The sequence below is a fragment of the Acinetobacter sp. YH12251 genome (assembly GCF_013417465.1).
In the GTDB taxonomy this organism is placed as follows: domain Bacteria; phylum Pseudomonadota; class Gammaproteobacteria; order Pseudomonadales; family Moraxellaceae; genus Acinetobacter; species Acinetobacter amyesii.
In genome coordinates this window covers 144,690-169,994 of sequence record NZ_VPDZ01000011.1, presented here as the reverse complement: position 1 = coordinate 169,994, position 25,305 = coordinate 144,690, and the positions used below count along the sequence as shown (strand labels likewise).

20 protein-coding genes are annotated in these 25,305 nt (G+C 41.2%); 8 read left to right on the top strand and 12 right to left on the bottom strand.

The window, feature by feature from the left end; translation table 11 throughout:
• Positions 1-113: 113 nt before the first annotated feature.
• The 4 genes from FTV27_RS11690 to FTV27_RS11675 form a co-directional block, all read right to left on the bottom strand.
• The gene (locus FTV27_RS11690; protein ID WP_180078628.1) at positions 114-419 is read right to left on the bottom strand and encodes a hypothetical protein; all 306 of its coding nucleotides are present in this window, start codon (positions 417-419) and stop codon (positions 114-116) included.
• Entirely contained in the window at positions 412-1,536 is a 1,125-nt protein-coding gene (locus FTV27_RS11685; protein ID WP_180078626.1) for a site-specific integrase, read from the bottom strand. Before FTV27_RS11685 ends, FTV27_RS11690 begins: the two co-directional genes overlap by 8 nt.
• A gap of 192 nt (positions 1,537-1,728) precedes the next feature.
• The gene (locus FTV27_RS11680; RefSeq protein ID WP_111884498.1) at positions 1,729-3,093 is read right to left on the bottom strand and encodes an MFS transporter; all 1,365 of its coding nucleotides are present in this window, start codon (positions 3,091-3,093) and stop codon (positions 1,729-1,731) included.
• A 155-nt stretch (positions 3,094-3,248) separates the two neighbouring features.
• Complete coding sequence (locus FTV27_RS11675) at positions 3,249-4,334, bottom strand: DUF475 domain-containing protein (RefSeq protein WP_180035454.1); 1,086 nt, start codon at positions 4,332-4,334, stop codon at positions 3,249-3,251.
• Between the two features lie 207 nt (positions 4,335-4,541).
• Here FTV27_RS11675 and tenA point away from each other — a divergent pair, with 207 nt between their 5' ends.
• Positions 4,542-5,207, top strand: a complete 666-nt coding sequence (gene tenA, locus FTV27_RS11670; RefSeq protein WP_180078625.1) for a thiaminase II — start codon at positions 4,542-4,544, stop codon at positions 5,205-5,207.
• Between the two features lie 111 nt (positions 5,208-5,318).
• Here the strand turns inward: tenA and FTV27_RS11665 are convergent, their stop codons facing one another.
• The 3 genes from FTV27_RS11665 to FTV27_RS11655 form a co-directional block, all read right to left on the bottom strand.
• Entirely contained in the window at positions 5,319-6,041 is a 723-nt protein-coding gene (locus FTV27_RS11665) for a hypothetical protein (protein WP_180078623.1), read from the bottom strand.
• A 189-nt stretch (positions 6,042-6,230) separates the two neighbouring features.
• Positions 6,231-6,569, bottom strand: coding sequence for a GlpM family protein (locus FTV27_RS11660; protein ID WP_180078622.1), 339 nt, complete (start codon positions 6,567-6,569; stop codon positions 6,231-6,233).
• A gap of 134 nt (positions 6,570-6,703) precedes the next feature.
• Positions 6,704-7,087 carry a hypothetical protein gene (locus FTV27_RS11655; protein WP_180078620.1) on the bottom strand — a complete coding sequence of 128 codons (384 nt, stop codon included), beginning with the start codon at positions 7,085-7,087 and terminating at the stop codon, positions 6,704-6,706.
• A 179-nt stretch (positions 7,088-7,266) separates the two neighbouring features.
• Between FTV27_RS11655 and uvrA the strand changes: the two genes are divergently transcribed.
• Entirely contained in the window at positions 7,267-10,098 is a 2,832-nt protein-coding gene (uvrA, locus tag FTV27_RS11650) for an excinuclease ABC subunit UvrA (RefSeq protein WP_180078618.1), read from the top strand.
• Positions 10,099-10,157: 59 nt separating this feature from the next.
• Positions 10,158-10,670 (top strand): hypothetical protein, encoded by a 513-nt coding sequence (locus FTV27_RS11645; RefSeq protein WP_180078616.1) that lies wholly within the window; start codon positions 10,158-10,160, stop codon positions 10,668-10,670.
• Between the two features lie 608 nt (positions 10,671-11,278).
• Here FTV27_RS11645 and blaOXA read toward each other — a convergent pair.
• On the bottom strand, positions 11,279-12,130 hold the full coding sequence (gene blaOXA, locus FTV27_RS11640; RefSeq protein ID WP_373687152.1) for a class D beta-lactamase: 852 nt from the start codon (positions 12,128-12,130) through the stop codon (positions 11,279-11,281).
• Between the two features lie 202 nt (positions 12,131-12,332).
• Between blaOXA and FTV27_RS11635 the strand changes: the two genes are divergently transcribed.
• Positions 12,333-13,142, top strand: coding sequence for a toxin-antitoxin system YwqK family antitoxin (locus FTV27_RS11635; RefSeq protein ID WP_180078613.1), 810 nt, complete (start codon positions 12,333-12,335; stop codon positions 13,140-13,142).
• A 41-nt stretch (positions 13,143-13,183) separates the two neighbouring features.
• Here FTV27_RS11635 and FTV27_RS11630 read toward each other — a convergent pair whose 3' ends face one another.
• Positions 13,184-14,887, bottom strand: coding sequence for a GGDEF domain-containing protein (locus FTV27_RS11630; protein ID WP_180078611.1), 1,704 nt, complete (start codon positions 14,885-14,887; stop codon positions 13,184-13,186).
• A gap of 1,096 nt (positions 14,888-15,983) precedes the next feature.
• On the opposite strand from FTV27_RS11630, the gene omp33-36 reads away from it, so the two are divergent.
• Positions 15,984-16,859, top strand: a complete 876-nt coding sequence (gene omp33-36 / locus FTV27_RS11625) for a porin Omp33-36 (protein ID WP_180078609.1) — start codon at positions 15,984-15,986, stop codon at positions 16,857-16,859.
• A gap of 59 nt (positions 16,860-16,918) precedes the next feature.
• On the opposite strand, the gene FTV27_RS11620 is transcribed toward omp33-36, so the two are convergent.
• Positions 16,919-17,614, bottom strand: a complete 696-nt coding sequence (locus FTV27_RS11620) for an ion channel (protein ID WP_180078607.1) — start codon at positions 17,612-17,614, stop codon at positions 16,919-16,921.
• Between the two features lie 251 nt (positions 17,615-17,865).
• On the opposite strand from FTV27_RS11620, the gene FTV27_RS11615 reads away from it, so the two are divergent.
• Entirely contained in the window at positions 17,866-18,240 is a 375-nt protein-coding gene (locus FTV27_RS11615) for a hypothetical protein (RefSeq protein ID WP_180078605.1), read from the top strand.
• An 89-nt stretch (positions 18,241-18,329) separates the two neighbouring features.
• On the opposite strand, the gene FTV27_RS11610 is transcribed toward FTV27_RS11615, so the two are convergent.
• A complete protein-coding gene (locus FTV27_RS11610) occupies positions 18,330-20,045 on the bottom strand; it encodes a cation acetate symporter (RefSeq protein WP_180078603.1) in 1,716 nt (571 codons plus the stop codon).
• A gap of 1 nt (position 20,046) precedes the next feature.
• Positions 20,047-20,379, bottom strand: coding sequence for a DUF485 domain-containing protein (locus tag FTV27_RS11605; protein WP_078193192.1), 333 nt, complete (start codon positions 20,377-20,379; stop codon positions 20,047-20,049).
• 181 nt (positions 20,380-20,560) lie between these two features.
• Here FTV27_RS11605 and FTV27_RS11600 point away from each other — a divergent pair, with 181 nt between their 5' ends.
• A complete protein-coding gene (locus FTV27_RS11600) occupies positions 20,561-24,049 on the top strand; it encodes a PAS domain-containing hybrid sensor histidine kinase/response regulator (RefSeq protein WP_180078601.1) in 3,489 nt (1,162 codons plus the stop codon).
• Between the two features lie 429 nt (positions 24,050-24,478).
• Complete coding sequence (locus tag FTV27_RS11595; RefSeq protein ID WP_180078599.1) at positions 24,479-25,246, top strand: hypothetical protein; 768 nt, start codon at positions 24,479-24,481, stop codon at positions 25,244-25,246.
• The last annotated feature ends 59 nt before the right edge of the window (positions 25,247-25,305 follow it).

Sequence of the window (25,305 nt, the reverse complement as noted above, 5' to 3'; positions counted from 1 at the left end):
TATAATCAGCGAAGAATTCAAAAAGGCTTGGATTTTAAGACACCAAATCAAATGGCAGAAGACTTTTATCGGTTAGCTGCCTAGAATCTCCCAAGTGAAAGTCTCCTGCTAATTCAGCACACATCATTAGTATCTAAGGATTTTTTATATTTAATAATTGATTTCTCATCAATTTTTTCACTATGTTTTGAAATAAATCTAAGAAAATTTCTTAATTCCAGAAAGACAGCTCTGCTAGACTGTTGTCCCTTTAAATATATTTTTAAAGCCGTAGCTATTGCATGAATATTCTCTAAATTAGTTAAATCACTAATATCATAGGTCTTTTCTTCAACAGTAATTTCTAATTTAGGAAATTCTATAATAGATTCTTTTATCAATGGTTTTAGTACAATAAGTTCACGCTTTAGCTTAGTCATTCATATCTTCCAAATGAATACTGGCAGTATATATATCTAATGTTGAAGAATGACTATGCCTTGTAAGCGTCTTCGTAACTTCACGAGGGTCACGAATATGCTTGAGCTGGGAAATTTTTTTAAGCTTATCTGTAGCAAATCTATGTCTTAACCCATGTACCCATACGTATTGGTCTTGTGTTAGGTTGCCATTTTCCAAAGCTTGCAGCCATCTAGATCTAAGTTGATTAGAGAATGTTCGACGATGAAGTGCTTGACCTGTTGTAGAGGAAATAAATACCTGTTGTGGTGGAATATATGCCTTACGCTGTAGTCGTGCTTCATTCTTAAATTTTTTTATTAACTGATTCCGTTCAGATTCAATATAGTCCAACGTTTTTTTTAATAAAATTCCACTCACCGGAATCCGTGCTTTCTTTTTTCCCTTTGTTACACTCAATTCAATAAAGGAATTATTTTTCTCTATAATATTTTGTTCTAGAGTCTCCCTTGACGGTATCTGATCAACGCTTAACGCACATATTTCATGTGCCCGCAATCCACACCTACGTCCCCACTCAACCATCAAATTAAAGCGAATTTCTAAATCTTCAGACTTAAAGTATTCTTCACTTAATACCGTTTCAATCCATTCATCTCTTGGCGCAATTTTAGGTGATGCCCCTTGTTTGTTATAGTATTTAACCAAATTATGGGTGACACCATTTTTGGTCTGAAAAACTTTTATTTTAAATTTAGAAGTTACTCCTATTAGATTTTTACAATAATTATTATTTTCACACCAAAACAAGAAATCAATTACGCTAGATAATAATTGTGATACGTAACCTTCAGAGCCGGGATTCCGATTCGATATTTGATTTGCGTAAGCCTCTAACCAGTACTCATCTATATGATCAAACGAACACTCTTTATTTTCAAGTTCTAACTGAGAAATGAAGTCACATACATGCTTGGTATAGGTATGCAAAGTACCTTCGCTCCATAAAACTCTTTGAGATAGAAAATATTTAAGTGTGAGGCGATTTATAATGTGTTCATTATTTAAAATTAGGGGAAATTTTTTATGAGATTTTCCAGCAAAGATTACTTCATCAGCGTAATCAACATATGCCATATATCCACCTTAACTGTTTGAATGAACCATGTTTTCTTAACATAGCACTGAAACGAACATAAATGAATATACAGCATTCTTAGAGTAAAGTATTAGAGTAAACTATTAGTGAGCAATAATGACCTTATTTACACCACGCATCAGACGTATTCTTCCTATTTGTTTCTATTATTTACTTTATAAGAGTTATGGTTAAATGGCTACCTCTTTCCCTAACAAGTGCGTTAAATGTTGTCGCGCAGATTCATCCATCTGCTGCTTATCCACTTTTACATAAGCCACTTGCTGGTCAGACATCACCACAACTTCTTCAATACCACGAATTGCTAAAAGCTGAGAAGTCCATTCATCCGTTTCTTTATCTTCAGGCAAACTGAAAACCATAGACGATAAATAACGCGGCTGAGCCAACCCAAAACTAATGATCAACCATAAAATGGCTAGCCCTGTCAGGATGCCCCATCCCATTGCCGTATCATTTAGCAACAGAAGTTGCCCGCCAATCATACCACCAAAAAATGCCCCCAGAAACTGACTGCTGGCGTTCACCCCCATGGCAGTCGCTTTGGATTGAATTGGAGCCGCTTTCGATAACCATGACGGTAATAATGCCTCCATCACATTAAATGCAATAAAGAATAAACCTAAGCCTGTCAGCAAAATATATTTTGATTCGAAACCAAAAATTAAGATGCCCAATCCTAAAATAATGCCACCAATGGCGGTCAAGAAAATGCCGCGCATTTTGCGATATTTTTCCGCCAAAATAATACTTGGAAATGCAAAAAACAGGCTCACGACCAAAAGCGGCAAATACACCAGACCATGTGAATGTAATGGAATATTGGCAAAGTCAATCAACTGAGACGGCACATAGATAAACATCGCTGTGAGCAGTAAATGCAATGAAAAGACTGAAACATGTAAACGATTTAGATCAGGCATTTTCAGTACTTGCTTTAACTGCGTCAGATAACCTTGTTGAAAATTTTTATGATGACGCGTTACTTTCGGTACCAATAGCAACATCGCAATCGCGGCAAGTCCCATGATGGTGGTCACCCAAAATAAACCCGAGATGCCGACTAAACCTGTGAGCCAAGGCCCAAGGCTGAACGCGACCACAAAGGACAAACCGATACTCATCCCCATCATGGCCATGGCTTTAGTACGCTGTTCTTCACGTGTGACATCGGCTAACAAAGCCATCACTACGGCAGATACAGCACCACCACCGGCAATCGCACGCCCGATAATCACGCCATAGATACTATCGGACATTGCAGCAATTGCACCACCTAAAGCAAACAACAGCAGCCCAATTACCACCAACGGTTTACGACTATAACGGTCTGCAATTAGACTAAACGGGATCTGTAAAATCGCTTGGGTTAAACCATAAACACCCACCGCTAAACCAATAAGTGCTGGTGTTGCCCCTGCATATTGCTGACCTGCCACAGAGAAAACAGGAATAATCATGAACAGCCCCAGCATACGTAAGGCGAAAATACTACTCAAAGCAAAAGTTGAGCGTCGTTCAAGAGCATTCATCATAGCTGGTTAAAAATTCATTAATCTTGGAATGGGATTATAGGACATTCAGCTTAAAGCGAAGCAGGATTTTTATTGATTTTAAATATCCTGATGATTGGACAAATAAAAAGCGCAGCTGACGCTGCGCTTTTTGGGAGATTTTAGGCAAATTTAAATTAGCCTAAATTTTCTTGACGCTTTTTATATTGAATTGAGGCAATCACAGCCCAAACAATAAATGCCACACCAATTAGACCCGTTACCACTTCAGGAACATGCAGACCAGTGCCACTTGCCAACATAATGAAGGCCAAAGCACCAATCGCATAATGCGCACCATGTTCAAGGAAGATATAAGCATCTAAGGTGCCTTTATCTACTAAGTAAATGGTCATCGAACGCACGAACATAGCACCAATAGCAAGACCGAGCATAATGATTACGACATCAGAGGTAATCGCAAATGCACCAATCACACCATCAAAACTGAATGAGGCATCAAGTACTTCAAGGTAAAGGAAACCACCAAAACCTGCTTTGATCACGCCCGTCGGTACGCCATTTGCGTCATGTCCAACCGCATTACCGTTTTCATCAACTTCTGGTTCACCACCCAATAAATGACTCAGTACTTGGACACCGATATACACCACGATCCCCCAGATACCCGCCATCACTACCGCTAGACGAGAGGCTTCGGCCACGTTTGCTGCCATTACCAATAACGCAATTAGGGCAATAAACACGGACATCGCAGGAACGTTTGCAAGATTGGCCAAACGGCGCTCTAGCCAACGGAACCAATGGGTATCTTTCCCTTCATCTAAGAAGAAGTTCAGGAACACCAACAATAAGAAAGCACCACCAAAGGCCGCAATTTCTGCATGATGTGCCATCAATTTTGCAGAGTATTCAATTGGATTATTCAATGCCAATTGCACCACTTCCATAGCGCCCATGTCAGCCGTTACAGCAACAATGACGATTGGGAAAATCAAACGCATACCGAATACAGCAATCACGATCCCGACAGTTAAGAAAATCATTTTCCAGAAATGATCCCAACCACGGAGTACCGATGCATTCACTACAGCGTTATCAAATGACAATGATACTTCCATCACTGCCAAAATTGCAGTAATGGTCAGTGCTGTCAGCATGGCTTGCACGCCTGCATTTGGGCCATGATTCAGCCCCCAATATGCAGAAATAGCAAGACACACGATCGTAAAGACGATTGAGAAACCAAAATGTTTCATCATGATAGATCGACCTATTCATTCAATAAGATTTCAAAATGAGGGAATACCCAGTTTGAAGCTAAGTTTATGGCGCAATTATGCCGCTTTTCAGGATTGAAACCAAAAATTATTCGTTACATTTTGAATAAACACTCTAAGATGGAGGCTCTCAATTACATCGCATCATGGTGTAGACCCGTCTTTCATTTTTAACGACAGGAATGTTCAATGCGTTTTTCTGAAGAAGTTTGGCAACGTAATACCGCGTTATATCAGCAGATTCTCCATCTACCGTTTAATCAGGAATTGGCTCAGGGCAGTTTAAGCCGCGACGCCTTTTGCCACTATGTCATTCAGGATGCCCATTATTTATTGGCCTATGGTCGTGCACTTGCAGTGTGTGCAGCCAAGGCGTTTGATGCCGACGATGTGATTCAGTTTTCTGAAGCAGCAAAAATTGCCATCGTGGTGGAACGTAGTCTGCACAACGACTTTATGCAAGGTTTCAACATCAGCAAAGAACAGTTTGAAAATACTCCACTGACCCTTGCCTGCCATCATTACACTTCGTTTCTAACAGCGACAGCATGGTCAGAAAGTTACCCTGTAGTCCTTGCCTCACTCCTGCCTTGCTTTTGGATCTATGCTGAAGTCGGCAAAGCCATTGTCAGCCAATCTGTGCCTAATAACCCTTACCAAGCATGGATCGACACCTACTCAGGTGAAGACTTCAATATTGCTGTGCAAAACGTGATTCAAACTATTGATCGAGTGGCAGCCCGCTGTGATGCAGATACACGTGAAAAAATGCATGCGGCTTATACGAACGGCGCAAAATTAGAATGGATGTTCTGGGACAGTGCGTATCAACAGCGCACATGGCCCGTTGAATAAACCTGTGATTTAAGCTGTATAAAAATTTAAGGATCTAAAATTGCTTTTAGATCCTTTTTTAATATGGTTAGATTCGGTTTTTAGAATGACCTTGCACGATCATTTTAGGCATTAGCGTTTAAAACGATACCATCCGAGAAAAATCCCCATCGCGATAATCACCAAAAAAATCGCAAAACGTGCTTCACGCAATTCACTGCGCGCTGCTTTGCGTTCCTGCATTTCTTCTGAATGAAATTGTGATTTGATCATCGGATCAAGTTGAGCAATGGCCAATAAATCTTTGGGCTTTTCACCTTTGCCTAAAATCAAATACAGCCCTTTCACCTGCATTTCATTGAGTTTACCCAGTTCAATATTCAGTTGGGTGGCTTGTGCATTATAGTCAGGCACCCAATCTTCTACGCGGGCATATACATGGGCACGACTGGTATCAAAGAGTGATGCATCCAGCACTTTCTTGCCAGTTTGATCTTCCAGTTGTTCACTCAAATCGGAGAATTGGGACAGTACATAGTCTTTTTTCTGTGCCAACTGTACGCCGTCAAAAGCATACTCTTGTATTTTTTGTGCAGGATTATTTTTCAACAATAAACCTTGCGGAACGACTTTAAAGTCCAGAACAGTATTGTCAGGGACTTGGTTGGTTTGCAGTACCATATAGACCACAGACCATAGCTGTTCATTTTGCCCGACCGCAGGCACGCTCACGCTATAACGCTGCTCGGCTGCAGGGTCAATAAACTGTTCAAACGCGAGGATTTGACTGTCTTCAGCCCACAGGATTTGGCTTGAAAACATGAGGCTGATGATCACCCAAAATTGTTTTAACATTATTTGCTCTTATCATGATTATTTGCTGTTCTGTCAGAATTATAATTAATTATTCAAATACTTACATTTAAAATCACACATTTAACGATTGGAAATTCATCATAATTTTAGCCAAATCTATAGTTTTATAAATGATCTAGAACCCATAAAAAATTGATCTAAATCAGCATCGATATAGGCTTTTGATGCTTACTGAAAACTCTGCCATGCATAAATCAAAACAGCCGCAGCAAGCACCCAACTCAACGTTGCTACACTCAAACATGCCGTTAAACTCACACGTGTTGCGAGCAGGTACACCATCAATAAATAAATGAAATACGGGATGAGAGACCAGAGTCCAAACAGTGCAGTTTTTTGTAATGCGGCTGCACCCTGATCATTTGCCACGATCACATGGGCAATCAACGCAAAAGTCGGAAACAATGGAACCAAACCTGCAATATAAAACGCCTTACTTTTAGACAGTAAAGCAATTAATACCACAACAAAGGTACCCATTAAGCTTTTGAGAAATAAGGACAACATGGCATTCTATAGTTTCGAGAAAACTGCATTTTACGCCTTCTCTGCGATAGTCCTGAGATTTTCCAATGGATTGTTATGCGCATGACACAGGAGATTTAAACGATGAACTCAAAACAGTCACAGCGCTTTTATCTTTATGCACCTTTACACCACAGGCTAGATGTAAAGCGCGCCTTTTGTTGCTCAGCCATGTGCTTAAACTGTGCTTGAACTTTTAAATCTTCAGCACTCATCAAATGTTGATTGTTTTCAACAATTGCCAAAACCAAATCAAACTGTTGAGGAATTTTTTCGCAAGCCAGCTGCTTTTTTTCAGCTTCAATTTTGGCTTGACCTAATTTCGCAATATACAGATCAATTTTTTCACTTTCGGTATTCAGCGCCAAAGTTGCTTGTTCTAAGCTGTCATATTTTTGCGCTTTCGGTGTGTGGTTCGGGGTACATGCACTCAAAAACACACTACACATCAATAAACCCATCACACCTAATGTTGGATTGAGATGAAGTTGCCATTTCATGTTAAAAGTCCTAGATTGCTGATTTGCCGATGTTTCAGGGCATCGGCACAGACAGCTATATTTTGATTCGGCCATTTTTCTCACAAAGTCACGCATAAATCTAGGTTTAAATTACACTTGAACATTTTTCATGCGCTATCATATATAGGTTTTTCGATGAATATTTTAGGACCCCTTGCATGAGCCAAAGCCATATCCGTATTCGAGGCGCACGTACCCATAACTTAAAAAATGTGTCACTCGATATTCCACGCGACAAGTTTGTGGTCATTACGGGTCTTTCTGGTTCAGGGAAGTCCTCTTTGGCTTTTGATACCTTGTATGCTGAAGGTCAACGTCGCTATGTTGAGTCCTTATCTGCCTATGCACGCCAATTCCTTTCGCAAATGGAAAAGCCCGAAGTTGACTCGATTGAAGGCTTGAGTCCTGCGATTGCCATCGAACAAAAATCAACGAGCCACAACCCACGCTCAACAGTGGGAACGATCACCGAAATTTACGACTATTTACGTCTACTCTATGCCCGTGTCGGCACGCCGTATTGTCCTGAACATGACCTCCCGATGGTGGCTCAGACTGTGTCTGAAATGGTTGATACCGTCAAAGGTCTAGAAGAAGGCACAGCGCTTATGTTGCTTGCCCCTGTGGTGCGAGAGCGTAAGGGCGAATACACCAACTTATTTGAACAATTACAAGGTCAAGGTTTTGTCCGTGCGCGTGTCGACGGTGAAGTCATTGATATTGATACTCCGCCTGAACTCGACAAAAAGAAAAAGCACACCATCGAAGTCGTTGTTGACCGTTTTAAAGTTCGTGATGATCTTGGTAACCGGATTGCAGAAAGCTTTGAAACTGCACTACGTATGGGTGGCGATATTGCCATTTTGTCGTGGATGAAAGGCGAACAAGAAGATCGCGTATTTTCTGCGAAACACTCTTGCCCTGAATGTGAACGTGCCGTTGGTGAACTTGAACCACGGCTATTTTCCTTCAACAATCCATTCGGTGCATGCCCTGTTTGTGATGGTTTAGGCACACGCAGCCATTTTAGTGCTGACAAATTGATTCCCAATAATGAAGTTTCGATTAGTCAAGGGGCAATCCGTGGTTGGGACCGTCAACGTCCGTATTACTACAGCATGATCCAAAAAGTTGCCGATCATTTTGGTTATTCTCTAGACACACCGTGGAATGAACTCGATGCCGAGACCAAAAAGAAATTCCTTTATGGTACAGGCAAGGAAAAAGTTGACCTCAGCTATATTGATGAACGTGGTCGTTCGCACAAACGTGTGCAAGCCTTTGAAGGGATTCTACCTCACCTAGAGCGTCGCTATCGTGAAACGGAGTCGAACTATGTGCGTGAGGATTTAGCACAGTATTTATCCAATGCCGCATGTGATGCTTGCGGTGGCTCACGTCTCAATGAAATTTCACGTCATGTCCGAGTTAAAGATAAAACCATCGCGCAAATCACCAAGATGTCGATCGGTGATGCTGAAAGCTATTATCAAGACCTCAACTTAAGCGGTGCCAAAGGCGAAATTGCTGACAAGATTTTCAAAGAGATTCGTGAACGTCTGCACTTCCTAGTCTCTGTCGGTTTGAACTATTTAAGTTTATCGCGTTCTGCTGAAACACTGTCGGGTGGTGAAGCACAGCGTATCCGTCTGGCTTCTCAAATTGGTGCGGGCCTGATGGGCGTAATGTACGTGCTGGATGAACCCTCTATTGGTTTGCATCAGCGTGATAATGACCGCCTATTGGAAACCCTAGTACGTTTGCGTGACTTAGGTAATACCGTATTAGTTGTAGAACATGATGAAGATGCGATCCGTGCCGCCGACCATATTATTGATATTGGCCCCGGTGCAGGTGTGCATGGCGGTCATGTGATTGCCGAAGGGACGTATGATGAAATTTTGGCAAATCCAGATTCATTAACTGGTCAATATCTATCAGGAAAGCTCAGTATTGATGTGCCGAAAACACGCACACAACCGCCAAAACCTGAAGAGCAAATTAAGTTAATGGGCGCTGCGGGTCATAACCTGAAAAATGTCGATTTGACTATTCCTTTAGGTGTGATGACCTGTGTGACAGGTGTATCAGGTTCAGGTAAATCGACGCTGATTAACCGGACATTATTGCCGCTTGCAGCGACTCAATTGAATGGTGCAACCACATTAACGGCTGAGAAATTTGATTCGATTGATGGCTTACAATTCCTCGATAAAGTCGTTGATATTGACCAAAGCCCAATCGGTCGTACACCACGTTCAAACCCTGCAACATATACCGGTTTGTTCACACCTATTCGTGAACTGTTTGCGCAAACTCCTGAAGCCAAAGCACGTGGTTATGCGGCAGGTCGTTTCTCATTTAACGTGAAAGGTGGTCGCTGTGAAGCCTGCGAAGGTGACGGGATGATTAAGGTTGCAATGCACTTCTTACCTGATATGTATGTGCCTTGTGATGCCTGCCACGGCAAACGCTATAACCGCGAAACATTAGAAGTTGGCTATAAAGGTCGTAACATTTCAGATGTCTTAGAAATGACGGTTGAAGATGCGATGCATTTCTTTGATGCTATTCCTGTGATTCACCGTCGTTTGGAAACCTTGAACCAAGTTGGCTTGGGTTATATCCGTTTAGGTCAATCTGCAACCACGCTTTCGGGTGGTGAAGCTCAGCGTGTCAAATTGGCTCGTGAGTTGGCGAAGCGCGATACAGGCAAAACCTTGTATGTGCTTGATGAACCAACAACTGGTCTACACTTCCATGATATTGCCAAATTGCTCGACATCCTGCATGAACTACGTAATAAGGGCAATACCATTGTGGTGATTGAGCATAACTTGGATGTGATTAAAACTGCCGATTGGATTGTGGATTTAGGTCCTGAAGGTGGTGCGGGTGGCGGTATGATTATTGCTGAAGGTACACCAGAGCAAGTGGCTAAGAATAAAGTATCGCATACAGCGAAGTTTTTAAAGCCGATGTTGAAATAAGATTCACTTTCCTTTAAGTGCATGATAAAACGGTGATTCATTCACCGTTTTATATTTATATGACTTTATTAGAGATAATTGATACAGCCGTAAAAATTGGTTTGGGAGCACTGATAACTGGCGTAATTACCTACTTAAATCAAAAGGCAAATATTTCAGCATCAGTAGCAAAAGATAACCTTCTATATAATCGTAATTTATTGACCAATATTTCCAAAGATCTCGAGGAAATAAATCATCTCGTTTTAAAAATTTGGGCAATTTTTGAATTTGAAACAAAACAATCTCAACCAGCTCTTAATGAGATTTCAGACAGACTTAAACCTCTAAGACACGCACTTTTTAATGACTTTAATTTACTTAGCAAAAATGAAGGTTTACTTCTTTTACATGGATATATTGAACAACAAGAAAAGCTAAGAATTTATGGCGAATTACTCGGAAAATTTAACGCTTATACACTTTGTAAAAATGGAGCTATCAATGTTGAAACAACTGCTCAATATAGATTTGAAATTTTAGAAGCTAGAAAATCACTTTATACGAGCTTAAACAAGGCCATTTCTAAATAAATTCTTGTTCTTCACAACATTCAATCACATGACGGCGACATGGATGTCGCCTGTTTGACTGGGGCAGCACGGATGTGCCCTTAGTCAAACAAAAGCATTTTGCTTACTTTTGTGCTTTCAAAAGTAGGAATCTCCTACGCAATGGAAACTCAAACCCAATGCAAAGTAAGGACGTTTAGAAAACATATTTTTTGAAAATAACCTGAACTAAATTCATCCACAAAATTTGCACCATCCTTTTATACATTAACTGGAACTGTTCGAACGTACTTTCAGCCAAACAAAAGCATTTTGCTTACTTTTGTTCTTTTAAAGGTAGGTATCTCCTACGCAATGGAAACTCAAATCCAATGCTAAGCGAGGACGTTTAGAAAGCATATTTTATTGAAAATAACCTGAACTAAATCCATCCACAAAATTCGTACCATCATTTTATACATTCAACAGCAACCGTTCGGACTTACCTTCAACCAAACAAAAGCATTTTGCTTATTTTTGTGCTTTCAAAAGTATGAATCTCCTACGTAATGGAACTCACCCCCAATGCAAACTCAAAACTCAAAACTCAAAACTCAAAACTCAAAACTCAAAACTCAAAACTCAAAAAATTAACGTAAATAATGAAATACACCTAACTTATCCAACACATCCAACGTCAACTGCTTACGCTCCGCCACATCATCCCCTGCAGCCATCTGCAAATTCAAACTAAACGCCGTGATCTTGCCATGACCATCATCCACCCAACCGGTATACCAACCGACTTGAGGTTCCACATCCATACCCCAACCACTCTTGGCATATAACTTCGCATCCCCACGGCTTTCAATATAAAGCATGTCTTTGACTTGCTTTTGTACCGCGACATCAAACGGTAATTTCTCTGTCGCAAGCTGATACGCAAATTTGACTTCTTGTTCAGGCGTAATCTTTAACGGCCCAACCAACCAAAAATTATCCACCTGTTTGCCAATATTGGCATTGCCAAAACCGACCCGTTTGACTTCTTGTTGCATTAACGCCAAACCTATTCGCCTTGCCAGTTCCTGATATACAGGAACTGCAGATGCTTGCATGGCTTCACCCAAAGTCAGGTCTTTTTCCCATGAGGGGAAAGCACGTATTTCACCTTTCCATTTAAAAACTTCATTGGCTGTCGCCTTCTGATGCTGCAAACCAATTAAAGCATTTAACATTTTAAAGGTAGATGCAGGAATGTATTCAGTGTGGGCGCGCTGTAAGTCATTGCCATAATGACTTAAACGCTGACCATCAAATGTGACAAATACTGCCTGTGTTTGTGCTTGATTAAATAAAGACGGAATCTCACTCACCCGTGAATTTTCTAAATTGGCTTGAGTGGTTTGTTTTAAGTGTTGAGATGAATCCAACATGCCTTCATTAGCTGTACATGCAGTCAAACTCAAGACCGTCATCAACGATAGATATATTTTTTTCATTGCACTATTTTTATGGTGTTTAAAGTCCATAGTATAAGATGAAGTTCAAACCTGAATTGTTTACTTTTCAACAGTCTTCAATCTGTCGAAAACTCAGCATATCGACTATTTATTTTTAAACAAAACATCCTTATGATGACGCCTATCGTGGACTCAACAACGAATAATTTTTAACTTTTTAAAATATAAAAGCATACTAACAATGAATAAATTTATCTTAAGTTTCAGCCTCTTATTATGTCCAATATATAGCTTTGCCGATGGCTATCTAAACGAATACATGGTGCTGTTTGTCTCACAAGAAGACCCCGATCTTAGCCCATGGAAAGATAAGCCGCAGTGTAAAGCCCTCAGTACCCCGACTTCACACAAAGGGATCTATGAAAATCAATATGTCTATGCCAATGGCAATGCCCTAACCACCATCTTTCTGAGCAACAGCAAAATTAAAAATGGTGAATGTGAACATCTCATTCACTTTCCAGATGGTATTCAAGGCTCAGGCGTATTTGAAAGTTTCTTCCCCAACGGCAAATCCCGTAGCCGCATTGCCTATAAAAATGGGGAGTACGAAGGCAAACTCGAGTTTTGGTTTGCCAATGGGATAAAAGAGCAAGAAAGTAGCATCATCAATGGTGAATCTCAGGGGGATTACAAAATTTGGCATCCGAATGGGCAACTGGCTTTTTCTCAAAATTATAAAAATGGTATCGAGCATGGCCTGCGCCAACGCTGGTACAGTAATGGTAAACCGTGGACCTATGCCAATTTTCAAAACAATAAACTGATTGGCGAGCTGAAAATGTGGTTTGAAAACGGCAAACTAGAACGCCAAGGTTATTATCGTAATGGCGTTCGTCATAACAGTTATAAAATTTGGTATGATGATGGGCAACCTGAAGCGGTGCTTCAGTACGATTTAGGCAAAATTACCCAAGCCCAGTGTTGGAATGAAGATGGTAGTCAAATGAACCAACAAGCCTGCAATAAATTATATAAAGATGAAGATTAATTCATTTGTCTAGCTAACTTTATGAATCTGCCAAGCTACGTTTAGGCTGAAACACGATCACGCCCCGCAGCTTTGGCTTTAAACAATGCTTGGTCTGCGCGCTCTAATAAATCGATCCAGCTTTCGGCGCCAACAGCAACACCAATACTCACTGTCACAATGAGATCGGCTTCGTCCTCTGCCAAATTGAAATTCACATGCTGAATATCGTGCCGTATAGTTTCGGCAATGTGTTGGGCTTTGAGCATATTAATCCCCTCGATCAGGACTAAAAACTCATCTCCTCCATATCGCACCACCAAGTCGGATGAACGAATATGTTTTCGTAATTGATTGGCAACATGTTGAATCACCAAATCGCCGACAATATGCCCATAGCGATCATTCACCTGTTTAAAGTGATCAATATCAATCACGATCAGTGCTGTATGTAAAAAGCCTGAATTTTGGCTGTCGCGAAATTTAATATATTCATCTAAGGCAAAACGATTGGCGACATTGGTGAGTGAGTCAGTATTGGCAATATGTTTAAGCTGAAATTCAAAGGCATCACGCTGTTCCAGCATGTTTTCAATATGCTGAATGGCATCAAATAAACTGAGATAACCTACTTTGGCAGGTTCAATCACGCCTTGATCCATTCGGTGCCGAGCCAGTTTAAATAACTGATTACGAGCACGAATTAAAGGTTCAAACACCCATTTCTTGGCATAGAACATCGTTAATAATGCAGTCAGTAATGACACGAGCGAGACAAAAAGCGTGAAAATCAATTTATTTCGCGCTTCACGTTGTTCATCCGCAGCTACTTTGAGACTGTAATCTAAAATATAACTTTGCAATTCCACCACTGTGACAAATTTATTGACCATTGCATCAGTGAGCTGGGTGCCATCCATGTGATAACGCTGATGTTGAAGACTTTTTTGAGTCAAACCATCAATAATTGGCAAACCTTTATCTAAAAATTCCGTCCTTACCGCATGATGTAACTGTTTAAACTCGGGAGTTTTGTCATGTTCAGACTGCACGACATTGATCAATTCCCATAGATAGCGTGTTTGACGCTGGGTTTGTAAACTCCGCGCTAAATTTTGCTCTGGAATTTCCTGTTGAAATGATACCGCAGCCATAATATTTGATGCGACTCTTCCCGCCTGATCACGTAATTCTGCCAGTAATAAAATCAGCGTGTAATAATTCGATACACGGGTATCTTTACCATGTGAATGATTGACCAATTTCTGCATGGCAATATAGCTTTGATCCCAAGCTTGGAACATCGCCAAAATGGCATAATCCAATTTTTTAGCTTCACGCTGTTGTGTCGGCAGCGCAATATATTGATCGACCGTTTTGCGACCCTGCAACAAATATGGATATAAATTGGACTCTAACTGCTGGGCGATCGGTGCAAAGCCCGTTTCTTTTAAAACTTTCAGTGTATCTTGATATTGCCGATCAACGCCTTGACGATATTCAGCCAACTCAATAATTTTTTGCTCGCGCTGTTCACCTTGACTCGACATTGCACTGTTAGCTGGCGCACGTTCACGGGAAATTTGGTTGGTTAAATCTGCCACCATTTTCAGCATCTGAATTTCTTTCAGCGCTTCGGCACTTTTGAGGTAATGTTGATTGCTGCTCACAATCAATGGAACACTGATAAATACGATAGACAAGACGATTACTAGCATCGCAAGTTGCAAGCGCTTACTAATATGCTCTGTTCGTAATGTTTCCATCTATTTTATGCCCCACACTTGTTGCATACCCCAACCCACTTCTCAACTAAACGCGGGAATATTTAAATTAATGACCAATAATTTATTAATTTGTAAAGTGAACATTTATAGCTCTAAATTCTATATAAATGTGCTTAATCTGTCACATTTTTATCACTTTAGAACGAGATAATTTGCTAAAAAACAGCAGCATATTTCAAAACGAAATATTTTTTATTAACTTGTTTAAATAAATATTTACAATTGCAATAAATTGGTGCAGAATGCACCGTATTAGGGCACACTAGATTTCTTCCTCAGCAGAATATTTTAGTTTCCCGAAAATTTTGGCTAAAAAATCCTGATTTTCCTTGAAAATCAGGATTTTTTTTGTCTACATCATTTTAATTGAAAGATAAATAGAATTATTAACGCACCATAAAAGTGCATTTATTTCTACGAGATATTTGCTCTATATTTTATCTTTAATATAAAGTTGCATTTTTGAATAAAAAAAAGCCCAACCTTGGGGAAAGCTGGGCGAATAAAAAACAATAATGGAGAATCAGGGTCAAAGTCACACTTTTAAACCGTGTGACGACTCGATTGGCAAATTATGAATCAAATAAAACCTGATGTAAAGCCAAGTATTTCACTAGGATATTAAAAATATCACAAAGACACATATTTAAGTGACATATCCCTCAAACTTAAAACAAAAATGTCTATTTAATATACAAATAAGTGGTTTTAGCCCAACAATTCAGCAGTCAAAGTCCCGATTTATTACCTCAAATGCGTGAAAAGCGTTAGAATTTACCCACTACAATAAATGTTATTTTGAATTAAAATAACAATAATAATTGTTATTTTAGATTGAAAAGTTGTGTATTTTTTCAAGTGTATTTTTTTAATTAAGAATTTAATCAAACTTACTTAATTGTTCTCAATGATTTTTTTTCAGTGACTTATTAGTTAGAGTAAAAACTGAATTTCTTATTATGAAATAAAGATCTGAGTCAGAGACTGAATAATAACCTTTAGGATCATTGACTTAATATATTGTTACAATACAATGCTCAATGTTTAATCCATTTGTAACAACTGGTAGAAAATCATGAAAAAACTCGGTTTAGCCACTGCTTTATTATTAGCCATGACCGGTGCTCAAGCTTACCAATTTGAAGTTCAAGGCCAAGCAGAATACATCGACACAACTGCAAATGACAAAGATTTCATTGGTGGTGTTCAAGGTACTTACTACTTCAAAAATGTTGACTCTACAAAAGGTCCTTTAGCAGAAGCTGCATTCTTAAACCAAGCTTCTAACGTATCTGTTGCTTACAACTATGGTGAAGTTGGTTCAAAAGGTACTGACGTAATTGCTCATAACTTCGGTGCTAAAGCTGAAGCTTATGTTCCAACTAAAGTTGTTCCTGTATATGCAAGCGCGTCTTACAGCCACACTATCCTTGACAGCAAAAATGCAAACAACACTGATGACAACGGCGACCGTTATGCATTAGAAGTTGGTGCGCTTCCAACTCAAAACTTCTTAGTTGCTGTTGGTTACACTAGCGTTGCTGACCAAGCTGCTGTTGACGCGTTCAACGTTATGGGTAACGGTGTTGCTAAAGCTGTTGCTGAAGCTGCGACTATCGATCAAGACCAAGACGCTATCACTGCACGTGCTAAATATGTTGGCGCAATCGACGACACTAACATGGCAATTGGTTTCGAATCAGGCATCATCTACGGTGATGACACTGCTTACCAATTCAAAACTGATCTTTTCGTAACTCCTAAATTAAGCGTTGGTGCTTCTTACGCTGAATCTAGCTTTGCTGGTACTCCAGACTCAGCTTGGGGCGCGAACGTAAACTACTTCATCACTCCTGCTGTTGCAGTTGGTGCTAGCTATGTAAATGCTAATGCTGAAGAAGTTGCGCTTGACACTCAAACTGTTGGCGTAAACGCTAAATTCCGTTTCTAATTCATATTAGATATTGAATACCAAAAAGGACGCATTTGCGTCCTTTTTTTATCCTGCCATTATTTGTCTTTGGGCTCATGGCGTTCCGGTAAATGGGCAATATACTGCAAAGCAATTAAGCGTGAAACGATGAGAGCCAAATACATCACTCCACAAAACATTTGAAGCATAGCCAACACCCGTGCTGGCGCACTCACAGGCATGAGATCTGACAAGCCCGTTGCAGACTGCAAACTAAAACTTAAAAATAGTAAATCTAACCACGACTGCATACCCAGCTCTGCAGGATTTACAAAACTATCCGGATAAATCAGCTGACAAATACTATAGAGAAAAGCAAAACCCCATGCGATGAGGGTAAATACTGCCCCTGCTGCAAAAAGTTCATCTTTGGTTAAATAACGATCGGCAAACATATAGCGTAATAAGCCATAGGCTGCACTAAAATATGCGCATGCTTCAAAACCATGCGCAATAATTTGAATATTGGGATGATTTACACCGAGCATAATCAAAGTAGAAAACAATACGGCGCAGCCAACAAAACTCAGTCCTAGAATCGTAAACATTGGAGTTTGGCGAATCACTTTGGCAATGATCAATAGTACCGACACCCCAAGTACCCAAATTAGCGCACGAAAAGACAGACTTTCTCGGGTAATCGCGGTTAAAACCAAGATCAGAAACTGCACCAGTAACAGCCATGCTGAGGGTAAAAGTCTAAAGCTTTTCCAAAAATCTACAAAACCTTGCATTATTTTCAATCTCTATATTTTTTTCATGCGCTGAAATGATCGATCTGAAGCATCATCAACTGATTGATTTTAAATTAGCACGAAGTGAGTTTTTTTTATTGCAAAAATTTGTTGATCTTAATCTAAAAAAGCATCCATATGAGCACTGTTCTAGCTGGGTTTCTTATTACCAAAGAGGTTCAAAAAACCTACTGTAAGTTTCAGTTTTCAGGCACATATTCAAAGGAATCTCCTACGTGGTAGATTTCATTATGAAAAAACATCTCGTATTTGCACCCCTCTGTCTGCTCATGCTCTCTGCCTGTACACAAAACAGTCCGCTCCTCAAAGGCCATGAAAATTATGTGGGGACTTGGCAAAACAACCACAGTGAATTAGTGATCAAATCGTCGGGCGAAGTGACGTATTACCATCAAGAACATACTGAAAAAAGTATTGCCAACCAAACCTTCAGTGGTGCTGAACAGTCGCGAATAAAAGCCCATTTGAGCAGTTTTAGTGATCAGAGCTTTAGCATCGGTCAGGATAATTTCTCTCAACAATTCACCATTCAGCGCTCGCCTTATCAAGATGATCAAGGCCATTGGAAAATGTCGATCAATGGAGAAAATTATACACGCAAATAGGACAGAGATTTGTCCACAAACCACTGTTTCATATCATTCACTCAAATATAAAAAAAGCCCCTTATTAGGGGCTTTTTAGGCGATTCAGATTAGTGATCTGAAGCACCGGAGATACCAATACCAGTTTGTGAACGTACATACTGTGCATCGAATGCTTTACGCTCAGCTTGTGCTTGTGCTGAATTATCAGTCACAGAGAACAACCAGCAGCAGATGAATGCCAATGGCATTGCAAAGATAGCAGGACCATTGAATGGGTTAATTGGTGTTTCAGAGATTGCGAATGTATCTACCCAAACTGCTTTAGACAATACAATTAAAATCACGGCAGTTGCTAGACCAACCACACCACCAATCACCGCACCACGCGTCGTTAAACCTTTCCAGAACATCGACAATACAAGCACTGGGAAGTTTGCACATGCAGCTACAGAGAATGCAAGACCGACCATGAATGCAACGTTTTGTTTCTCGAACAAGATACCTAAAATCATTGCGAAGATCGCAAGACCTAAAGTCGCGATTTTAGACATACGAAGTTCAGATTCAGGTGTAGTTTGACCTTTCTTGAATACGTTTGCATACAAGTCATGTGAAATTGCTGAAGCACCAGACAACGTTAGACCTGCAACTACTGCAAGAATTGTTGCGAATGCTACCGCTGAAATGAAGCCCATGAACAAGTCACCGCCCAATGCATCAGACAAGTGAACCGCTGCCATGTTGTTACCACCAACAAGTTCTAACTTGCCAGTTACAGCCATTTTCGCTACATCAAGAAATTGTGGGTTGTTCGATACATAAAGGATCGCACCAAAACCGATGATGAAAGTTAATAGGTAGAAGTAACCAATAAAACCTGTAGCAACAACTACTGATTTACGTGCTTCTTTTGCATCTTTTACAGTAAAGAAACGCATCAAAATGTGTGGAAGACCTGCTGTACCGAACATCAATGCAAGACCTAGAGAGATCGCATCAATTGGGTTGGCTGCAAGTTTACCCGGCCCCATAATGTTTGCAGCTTCAGTTAAGGATACATCATGTACTTTAGAGAAAACTTGGATCGATTGAGTGAACATTTCAGAGAAGCTGAAGCCCACGCCTTTCATGACCATGAATGCCATGAAGCTTGCGCCAGAAAGTAGCATCACTGCTTTAATGATCTGTACCCAAGTTGTTGCCAACATACCACCGAAGATTACATAAGCCATCATCAGTAGACCAACGATCACAACCGCAATGTTGTAGTTCAAACCGAATAGTAGTTTAATCAACTGACCTGCACCCACCATCTGTGCAATCAGGTAGAACGCTACAACCACAAGCGAGCTTACTGCTGCAAGGGTACGGACAGGTTTCTCAGCCAGACGGAATGACACCACGTCAGATAAGTTGAACTTACCTAAGTTACGCAGACGCTCAGCCACCAAGAACAATACGATTGGCCAACCCACCATAAAGCCCAATGAATACAGCAAGCCGTCAAAGCCTGAACTGAATACCATTGCGGAAATACCGAGGAACGATGCTGCTGACATATAGTCACCGGCAATCGCTAAACCATTTTGGAAACCCGAAATACCACCACCCGCTGTATAGAAGTCAGCTGTGTTGGTGGTTTGTTTCGCTGCCCATTTGGTAATAAACAAAGTCAAGCCAACAAAAATTGCGAACATGATAATCGCATGCCAGTTGGTTGCTTGTTGCTGTGCTTCACCTAAATCTGGCCCAGCCATTGCCATGCTTGACATGAGCAGAGCAGGAGCCGCTAATACTATTGCTTTCAATGAATTCCATTTCATCTTAGTGCGGTCCTTTTTCTTGAGTAATTGCTTCTACTTCACGCATTGCTTCTGCGTTTAATGCATCCAACTTGTTGTTTGCAATATACGAATAAACACCACACAGTAAGAATGACAATACGATAATGCTTAGACCTAATGGCATACCAATCGTGGTCACACCACCACTCACGGATTGCATCAAGAACTCTTTGTTATAGCCCACAAGGAGCATAAAGCCGACATAGACCACCAACATGATGATCGTCAAAGTCCAGCTCAACTTACTTTTACGGCTGACCATTTCCTTAAATTTTGGATTCTGTAGAATTTGTTCTACCTGTCTCTCATCCATAATATTCTCCTTACGCCGAACCTTGGCGCGCAATTTTCTAATTCGAATTATTTCGAAGCTAAACTTACCAATGTTCCTTATCTCTTGTAATTTAGACTTTGGTCGTTAAATTTTGAGCAATAACCTCCCTAAGCCTATGGATGCGTTATCATTAAGCGAGAATTAATATGCTGCAGGCTTTATGAATAGTTGGCTTATCGTCGGGGTATTGGCCCTTTACATCGCATTACTCTTTGTATGTGCATTCTTTGGTGAAAAGCATGCCAGCAGGCTCAGTACTCGCGGCAGAATGCTTCTCTTTAGCCTAACTTTAGGGGTGTATTGTTCATCTTGGACATTTTATGGCGCAACAGGTGCCGCCGTTCGTGAGGGCATTATTTTCCTGCCAATTTATCTGGGACCGCTGCTATTTGTTGCGCTCGGCTATGATATTTGGCGACGTTTAGGGCGTGTCCGTCAGCATCATGCCATTTCATCGATTGCCGACTTTGTAGCAGCACGATATGGTAAAAGTGGCCCCTTAGCATCACTGGTCACGATCCTTGCCGTAATTGCCATTATTCCCTATTTAGCCTTGCAGCTACGTGCGATTGCCTTAAGTGCAACGGTCATTTTAGAACCGACCGCTGGTCTGACAGGTACCACCAATAGTGTGCTGTTTTTGACCGGTGTATTGGCGATTTTGGCCATGATGTTTGGGACACGACAGATTGCCAATACTGAACAGCACGGCGGCTTAATGTTGGCTGTGGCATTTGAGTCTTTCGTCAAGCTGTTTGCACTACTTGCAGTCGCATTTTTCTTTGTTTTTGAATCACCTGAAAACATGGCGCAAATCAGCCATGACATTAGCAGTACATTTAAAGATGTCCAGCTCAAAGGTGTGCCAGAAAGCTTTTGGATTCAAACATTATTGGCTGCTTTAGCGATTATTTGTCTACCACGTCAGTTCCATGTCGCGGTGGTTGAACTACGTGATGAAAAGCATATCCGTGGTGCTCGTCGTTGGTTTGCCATTTATCTGATTTTAACCATTATCGCGATCATCCCGATTGCCAGTTGGGCGCTGCATGCAGCACCTGCCTACTTGGCAATCCCCGATGTTGCTGTGCTCTCACTACCTTTGAGTTATAACCAAGACTGGTTGACCTTACTTGCCTTTCTCGGCGGGTTTTCAGCTTCGACAGGTATGCTGTTGGTGTCTTCAGTGGCCTTGTCGATTATGCTCAGTAATGACTTGATCATGCCTGCACTGTGGCGTACACGCTTATTGTCACGTCATGACAAACGCCTACCACTCGTACTGAAATTCACACGTCGTGTGTGTATTTTAGCGGTCATGTTATTGGGCTTCTTGTTCTTCCATTTCTTCAATGACATTGACCAATTATCAGTATTTGGCCTATTGGCCTTCAGTGCTGTGGCACAGTTTGCACCGGCGCTAATTGGTGGTTTGTATTGGCGTGGCGGAAGTAAGCAAGGTGTATATGCGGGTCTGTTGGTCGGTTTTGGCATGTGGGCTTATACCCTGTTATTACCAACCGTATTGCGTAGCTTACCTGAACAATTTAAAACATTTACCGAAAATCTTTTAAGTCAGGGTCCGCTAGGCTTGAGTTGGTTACGTCCTGAAGCACTGTTAGGGTTTGAATCTTTCGATCCACTTACCCATGGCGTAGTTTGGGCGCTCGGTTTAAATATCACCCTCTATATTTGGATTTCCCGCGTCTTCCGTCCAAGTGTTGCCGAGCAAATTCAGGCCGAAAGTTTCTTTTATTATGAAACCAAGCCGCTCCCTGCTCAAAGTACATCAAACGACATCAGCTATATTCACCACGATGTGGCGCGTCTAAAAGTAGGTGATTTGATTACCTTGGCAAAACGTATTACCGGTGAAGGCCCAACCATGCGTGCCTTCAACCAGTTCTGCGCACAAAACAATGTCGTTTTGAATGAAAATAGCAGCGCCAACGGCATGTGGTGGCGTTTTACCGAACAGTATCTTGCAGGCACCATCGGTGCGGCATCCGCCCGTACCTTACTCACCACAGCCATGGTTAATAATGGTTTAGCACTCGGTCAGGTCGCCAATATTCTTGACCAAGCCTCACAGTGGCAGCGCTTTAACCAAAACCTGATCATGACCATGATCGACCATATGACTCAAGGTGTGTCTGTGGTTGATGAAAATATGTGTTTGGTGGCATGGAACAATCAATACCTCAAACTGTTTGATTATCCAAAAGACATTGTCTATGTCGGTTGCCCAATTTCAGACTTGATTCGTTATAACGCTGAACGCGGCGAATGTGGTCCCGGTTCAGTCGAGGAACATGTGCGTAAACGCATGCATTGGATGCAAGTCGGCAGCGCACACGAATTTGAACGGATTCGTAAAGATGGCCGTGTAATTCAGATGCGTGGTAATCCGATCGAAGGCGGCGGTTTCGTGACGACCTTTGCCGATATTACCGCTTTCCGTGAAAATGAAGCCTTGCTTGAAGGCCGTGTGCAAGATCGTACCCAACAGTTGGCAGACGCCCTGTCTGAACAACAATTGGCACGTGAGCAAGCCGATAAAGCCAATATGTCGAAAAGCCGCTTTATTGCTGCTGCAAGCCATGACTTATTGCAACCGATGCATGCTGCGCGTCTGTTTAGTACCGCCCTCGAGCAAAGCGTACAAAATGATGATGATCGTAAAACGCTTCAGCAACTAGATCGTGCATTGCATGGTGCGGAAAGTATGCTCTCTGCCCTCTTGGACATTGCACGACTCGAAGGTGGAACCATTCAGCCGAAACGTCAGCCTTATCCACTACATGACTTACTCAGTGATCTTGAACTGCAATTTAAATCGATTGCAGCACAGCGTAATATCAAACTGACCGTACACGATGCTCAGTTCTGGATTGACACCGACCCACAGTGGATTCGTCGTATTATCCAAAACTTCGTTAGCAATGCCCTACGCTATACAGCGCGTGGTCGTGTTGTGGTGGGTGTGCTGCGTTCAGCACGTCCGGGGCATATTCGTATTGGCGTTTGGGATACAGGTCCTGGGATCGCGGAAGAACAGCGCATTAAGTTGTTCCAAGAGTTCGAACGCTGTGGACACACCTCTCCATGGGGCGAACAGGGTCTAGGTTTAGGTTTAGCCATCGTACAACGGATGACCAGCCTACTTGACTATCCTGTGCATGTGTTCTCAGAACTTGGTCATGGTTCGTGCTTTATGATTGAAGTGCCGGTGGTCGCTGCGCCAAAAGTGGTCGCTGCACCGACCCAAGCGGTTCCGCTGAAAACCAAAGCCTATAAGATTCTGTGCTTAGACAATGATGACACGATTTTGGAAGGTATGTCGACCTTACTGACCAAATGGGGCTATCAAGTCTTTAAGGCCACTGAACCTGAACAGGCCATGGAGTTGATTCAACAAGAGAATATTCAAGTTTGGTTGGTTGACCAACATTTGAATAACAACAAGATCGGTCTCGATTTTATTTTAGATAACCGTCAGGAAAATGTCCCTGTGGCGCTGATTACCGCAGATTCTGATCCTGAACTACCGCAACGTCTAAAAGAGTTAAACATCGTCTTACTGAAAAAACCGTTGAAACCGGCTTCACTCCGTTCATGGTTATCTGGTTTGAAGATTTCAAATCAGTAGCGCTGTTACAGGACATCGCTCTGTGAAAAGTAGCCCATTTCATTCACATGAAATGGGCTTTTGTTTACCTTACTTTTACTTAAACTTACCTAACTGGCAAAAAAATTTGTCTCAGCGGCAAGATCATTCAAAATAGCCCCGATATTTCGTCTATTTATTAGCCATAAATATCAAATTTTGATTGCCTATGGCAAAAGATATCGAATGCATGAGTGAACACTTGTACACTTAGTTACAATTAAAAATATATTTGATTTAAATCAGATTTTTACAAGCAAAAATAAAAACTAAAACTTTAGTCTTATATTTAGCTGCCGCCGTTCGTTTTAAAAATATTCATAAGAAGTTGATCAGTTTCAAGCCAATTCAAGAAGCGTCATAACTCAACACTTGAGAAGCTGATCTCCCCCGCATATTAGGAGTGATCTTGTGAATATTTCAGAAACAATGCCGCATGGTTTTGATCAAAATCTACAGTTTCATCGTCAGTATGGTGCCAATGCCATTTTGCCAGAGATCGACTGGCGTCAATTATTTAAGTTCAGCAAATTAAGTGATGTGCAAGTCGAAGCGTTGGAAACACTCTATCGCAGTGCCGTTCCTCTTGCGTTACAGGTATTTGACGAACTGAATTTTGATGTCTTTGCACCGAATGCTTACAAACCCCAAGGCCTTGGCTTATTCGATCGACTGGCAGAACAAGAAGATCTACTGCTGCAAAATTTAGAAGCAGAATCCAATAGCTTAGGTTTGGACACCCGTCATCAGATTTGGAGCATGCTACTGCGTGGTGGTGCGGTTTTGGTATTTAAAGCGTGGCTTGGTAAAGTCAAAACCGACCAAAACCAGCTGGATAAAACACAGTTTGATGAATTATCCGATTTACTGTTTATTAAAACAGCACCATTTGAATTGGCTCAACGTTTAAATGTCGATGCCAACTCCAAGCAAGACCATATCTTCCTGATGTATGACAATGATGTCTATCTGGACCGTTTTAACAGTTTAGAAACTGCAGCCCTATTTGTGGATTTGGGCGTTTATGACGCTGCCTTTTTGAGTTTACGTGATGACCGTGTCGCGGATTATCTCAAAGCGCGCGGCTATGTGACCGATGAACAAATTGATGAATTGCAATGTGCGCTCAACCCTTTGTACTGTACCGATCTGACGCCTAAGCAAGACTATATTGCTTAAGTTGAAGTGGTTTGTTTAAGTCATTGTTAAGTTGCATTGCTCTATTGCTTTTAAACCGC

Excerpts from the sequence above, each read along its gene's own strand:
- FTV27_RS11690 (WP_180078628.1), bottom strand. The coding sequence starts at position 419 with ATGACTAAGCTAAAGCGTGAACTTATTGTACTAAAACCATTGATAAAA.
- FTV27_RS11685 (WP_180078626.1), bottom strand. The coding sequence starts at position 1,536 with ATGGCATATGTTGATTACGCTGATGAAGTAATCTTTGCTGGAAAATCT.
- FTV27_RS11680 (WP_111884498.1), bottom strand. The coding sequence starts at position 3,093 with ATGATGAATGCTCTTGAACGACGCTCAACTTTTGCTTTGAGTAGTATT.
- FTV27_RS11675 (WP_180035454.1), bottom strand. The coding sequence starts at position 4,334 with ATGATGAAACATTTTGGTTTCTCAATCGTCTTTACGATCGTGTGTCTT.
- tenA (WP_180078625.1), top strand. The coding sequence starts at position 4,542 with ATGCGTTTTTCTGAAGAAGTTTGGCAACGTAATACCGCGTTATATCAG.
- FTV27_RS11665 (WP_180078623.1), bottom strand. The coding sequence starts at position 6,041 with ATGTTAAAACAATTTTGGGTGATCATCAGCCTCATGTTTTCAAGCCAA.
- FTV27_RS11660 (WP_180078622.1), bottom strand. The coding sequence starts at position 6,569 with ATGTTGTCCTTATTTCTCAAAAGCTTAATGGGTACCTTTGTTGTGGTA.
- FTV27_RS11655 (WP_180078620.1), bottom strand. The coding sequence starts at position 7,087 with ATGAAATGGCAACTTCATCTCAATCCAACATTAGGTGTGATGGGTTTA.
- uvrA (WP_180078618.1), top strand. The coding sequence starts at position 7,267 with ATGAGCCAAAGCCATATCCGTATTCGAGGCGCACGTACCCATAACTTA.
- FTV27_RS11645 (WP_180078616.1), top strand. The coding sequence starts at position 10,158 with ATGACTTTATTAGAGATAATTGATACAGCCGTAAAAATTGGTTTGGGA.
- blaOXA (WP_373687152.1), bottom strand. The coding sequence starts at position 12,130 with ATGAAAAAAATATATCTATCGTTGATGACGGTCTTGAGTTTGACTGCA.
- FTV27_RS11635 (WP_180078613.1), top strand. The coding sequence starts at position 12,333 with ATGAATAAATTTATCTTAAGTTTCAGCCTCTTATTATGTCCAATATAT.
- FTV27_RS11630 (WP_180078611.1), bottom strand. The coding sequence starts at position 14,887 with ATGGAAACATTACGAACAGAGCATATTAGTAAGCGCTTGCAACTTGCG.
- omp33-36 (WP_180078609.1), top strand. The coding sequence starts at position 15,984 with ATGAAAAAACTCGGTTTAGCCACTGCTTTATTATTAGCCATGACCGGT.
- FTV27_RS11620 (WP_180078607.1), bottom strand. The coding sequence starts at position 17,614 with ATGCAAGGTTTTGTAGATTTTTGGAAAAGCTTTAGACTTTTACCCTCA.
- FTV27_RS11615 (WP_180078605.1), top strand. The coding sequence starts at position 17,866 with ATGAAAAAACATCTCGTATTTGCACCCCTCTGTCTGCTCATGCTCTCT.
- FTV27_RS11610 (WP_180078603.1), bottom strand. The coding sequence starts at position 20,045 with ATGAAATGGAATTCATTGAAAGCAATAGTATTAGCGGCTCCTGCTCTG.
- FTV27_RS11605 (WP_078193192.1), bottom strand. The coding sequence starts at position 20,379 with ATGGATGAGAGACAGGTAGAACAAATTCTACAGAATCCAAAATTTAAG.
- FTV27_RS11600 (WP_180078601.1), top strand. The coding sequence starts at position 20,561 with ATGAATAGTTGGCTTATCGTCGGGGTATTGGCCCTTTACATCGCATTA.